The sequence below is a fragment of the Streptomyces sp. NPDC059853 genome, assembly GCF_042731495.1.
Taxonomy (GTDB): domain Bacteria; phylum Actinomycetota; class Actinomycetes; order Streptomycetales; family Streptomycetaceae; genus Streptomyces.
Map to the genome: position 1 here is coordinate 1,396 of NZ_JBHWJL010000401.1, position 2,428 is coordinate 3,823.

General features: G+C 72.6%; 4 protein-coding genes. 2 read left to right on the forward strand and 2 right to left on the reverse strand.

The annotated features are described in order from the left end of the window. A partial coding sequence (locus ACFV5N_RS25680) for a cupin domain-containing protein (RefSeq protein ID WP_385604288.1) occupies window positions 1-522 on the reverse strand: 522 nt, incomplete at its 3' end. Window positions 523-656: 134 nt separating this feature from the next. Between ACFV5N_RS25680 and cutA the strand changes: the two genes are divergently transcribed. Then, window positions 657-980, forward strand: coding sequence for a divalent-cation tolerance protein CutA (gene cutA / locus ACFV5N_RS25685; protein WP_385604290.1), 324 nt, complete (start codon window positions 657-659; stop codon window positions 978-980). On the opposite strand, the gene ACFV5N_RS25690 is transcribed toward cutA, so the two are convergent. After that, window positions 967-1,422 (reverse strand): lamin tail domain-containing protein, encoded by a 456-nt coding sequence (locus ACFV5N_RS25690; RefSeq protein WP_385604293.1) that lies wholly within the window; start codon window positions 1,420-1,422, stop codon window positions 967-969. The genes cutA and ACFV5N_RS25690 overlap by 14 nt on opposite strands. Before the next feature lie 185 nt (window positions 1,423-1,607). On the opposite strand from ACFV5N_RS25690, the gene ACFV5N_RS25695 reads away from it, so the two are divergent. Further along, a complete protein-coding gene (locus ACFV5N_RS25695) occupies window positions 1,608-2,372 on the forward strand; it encodes an SDR family oxidoreductase (RefSeq protein ID WP_385604296.1) in 765 nt (254 codons plus the stop codon). The last annotated feature ends 56 nt before the right edge of the window (window positions 2,373-2,428 follow it).

Below are 2,428 nucleotides of genomic sequence, written 5' to 3' on the forward strand. Positions count from 1 at the left end.
CTGCTGGCCGGGCCGGTCCTTGCCGGTCTCCTCGGCGACCAGCGGCACCAGCGGGCTGTCCCAGTCGTCCGCGCGGACGAGAAGGACGTGCGGGAGCGCGCGCAGCAGCCGGCCGCTGGTCTCGCCCTCGGCGTGGTAGGTGCCGATGAGGAGTTCGGCGGCGCCGTCCGGGCCGGTGCCCCAGGTGCGGACGCCGAGGCCGAACTGTTCGCACAGCCCGGCGCCGTCGGGGGTGGTGGTGATGTCCCCGGGGTGCACGACCACCTGCACCGGCACCTCGGTACCGCTGCCGACGCGGTACGCGCCGGGGCCGCGCACCACCGCGATGTCCCCGGGACCGACCCGTACCGGAGCCTCGGCGGGGTCGTCGGGGACGATCCAGGCGGTGGCGCGCAGTCCGCACAGCACGGTCAGCGGGGCGCGGTCCTGGACGCGGACGCACCACGGCGGGTCGAACACCGCGCGCAGCAGGAACGCGCGGTGCGCGCGGGGGCCGTCCAGCAGGGCGGCGAGCGTGTCCATGGCGCCCGAGGGTAGACGCTCGCGCGGGACGCCCGGCGGGGCGGCGGGCGTGTGGCGGGACCGGTGCGTTGGATAGCCTCCCGGAGACCGGAACCGGAACCGGAAACCGGACACCAGGCCCCGGGAGGCTGCCGATGAACACCCATGTCCTGGCCTGCACGACCACCGACAGCGAGGAGTCGGCCCGCGAGCTGGCCGCCTCGGCGATCGAGGCCCGGCTCGCGGCCTGCGCCCAGGTGGAGGGGCCGATCACCAGTGTGTACCGCTGGCAGGGCGAGGTGGAGACGGCCACCGAGTGGCGCGTCACGTACAAGACGACGACCGCCCGCTACCCGGACCTTCAGGCGCATCTCCTAGCCCGGCACCCCTACGACACTCCGGAGCTGATCACGACCCCGGTCACCGGGGGCAGCGACGCCTATCTGCGGTGGCTGGAGGAGCAGGTCAGCAGTTCTTGAACTCGACCTTGGGGTTGTTGTACGAGCAGGAGTGCACCTTGGTGCCGTTGCTCTTGCGCAGGGTGGCGGTGTCCTTGTCGTTGTTCCAGACGTAGGCGCGCCGGTTCTGGTAGACGTTGCTCGCGGTGTTCTTGCCCGATCCGGTGCGCACCGTCACCGACTTCCCGGCGCCCAGCGTGAACGTGCCGAAGGTGTACGTGTGCTTCTGGGCGTCCGTCAGCGTCCAGCCCTTGAGACTCACGGCCTTGGTGGTGGAGTTGGTGATCCGCACCCACTCCCCGTTGAGGCTGGCGTTGCTCCGGTCGTCCTTGCCGGGGCTGTTGTAGTAGATCTTGCTGATCTTCACGGCTCCGGCCGCCTGCGCACCCCCGGCCGTCCCGAGCGGCAGCAGCAGGGCCACGACGCAGGTGGCCAGCAGTGCGATGAAGCGCGAGCGTGTCATGTTTCTCCTTGCGTGGCGCACAGAGTCGCCCCAGTGAGGCGATGAGGTGACCGAGATTGTAGGGAAACCCGAAGAGTGTGCGCAGGCGTTCGCTCTCATTCGTGCGGCGGCACCTCCGGCGCGTCACACCGGTGGCACCCGGCGGGTCATGGCAGAAGAGAATCCCCGCACGGAGGAGAGACGCCATGGCAGCACCCATCCTGGTCACCGGCGGCACCGGCACCCTCGGCCGGCATGTCGTACCCCTGCTGCGCGACGCGGGACAGCGGGTGCGGGTGCTCAGCCGGCACGAGCACCCGGGGAGCGAGGGCGTCGAGTACGTCACGGCCGACCTGCTCGCGGACGAGGGGGTCGAACGGGCGGTGGCCGGAGTGGGGACGATCCTGCATCTCGCGGGCGGGCCCAAGGGCGATGTCGAGGCGACCCGCAATCTGGTGCGGGCGGCGGCGGAGGCCGGGGCGCGGCATCTGGTGCTGATCTCGGTCATCGGCGCGGACCGGGTCCCGGTCGGCTACTTCCGCATGAAGCACGGCACGGAAGCGGCGGTGGCCGCCTCCGGCATCCCGTGGACCGCGCTGCGCGCGGCGCAGTTCCACGACCTGGTGCTGATGGTGCTGCGGAAGACGGCGAAACTCCCGGCGGTCCCGGCCCCGCGCCAGGTCCGGCTGGAGCCGGTCGACGCCCGGGACGTGGCGGCCCGGCTCGCCGGACTCGCCCTGGGCGACCCGGCCGGTCTCGTCCCCGACCTGCCGGGCCCCACGGTGTACGCGGCGCCCGACCTGGTCCGCTCCTACCTCCGCGCCACCGGCACCCGCCGCCCGGTCCTCCCGTTCCCCCTGCCGCCCCGGGCGGGCCGCGTCTACCGCACGGGCGGCAACCTGGCCCCCGAGGGCGTCACCCGGGGAACGCGCTCATGGGAGGACTTCCTGCACGAGCGGGTGAGCGCTTAGCCGGCGGCAGCGGCAGCAGCAGCCGTCCGGCCCGATGCTCCGGAGTACCGTACGGT

Excerpts from the sequence above, each read along its gene's own strand:
- cutA (WP_385604290.1), top strand. The coding sequence starts at position 657 with ATGAACACCCATGTCCTGGCCTGCACGACCACCGACAGCGAGGAGTCG.
- ACFV5N_RS25690 (WP_385604293.1), bottom strand. The coding sequence starts at position 1,422 with ATGACACGCTCGCGCTTCATCGCACTGCTGGCCACCTGCGTCGTGGCC.
- ACFV5N_RS25695 (WP_385604296.1), top strand. The coding sequence starts at position 1,608 with ATGGCAGCACCCATCCTGGTCACCGGCGGCACCGGCACCCTCGGCCGG.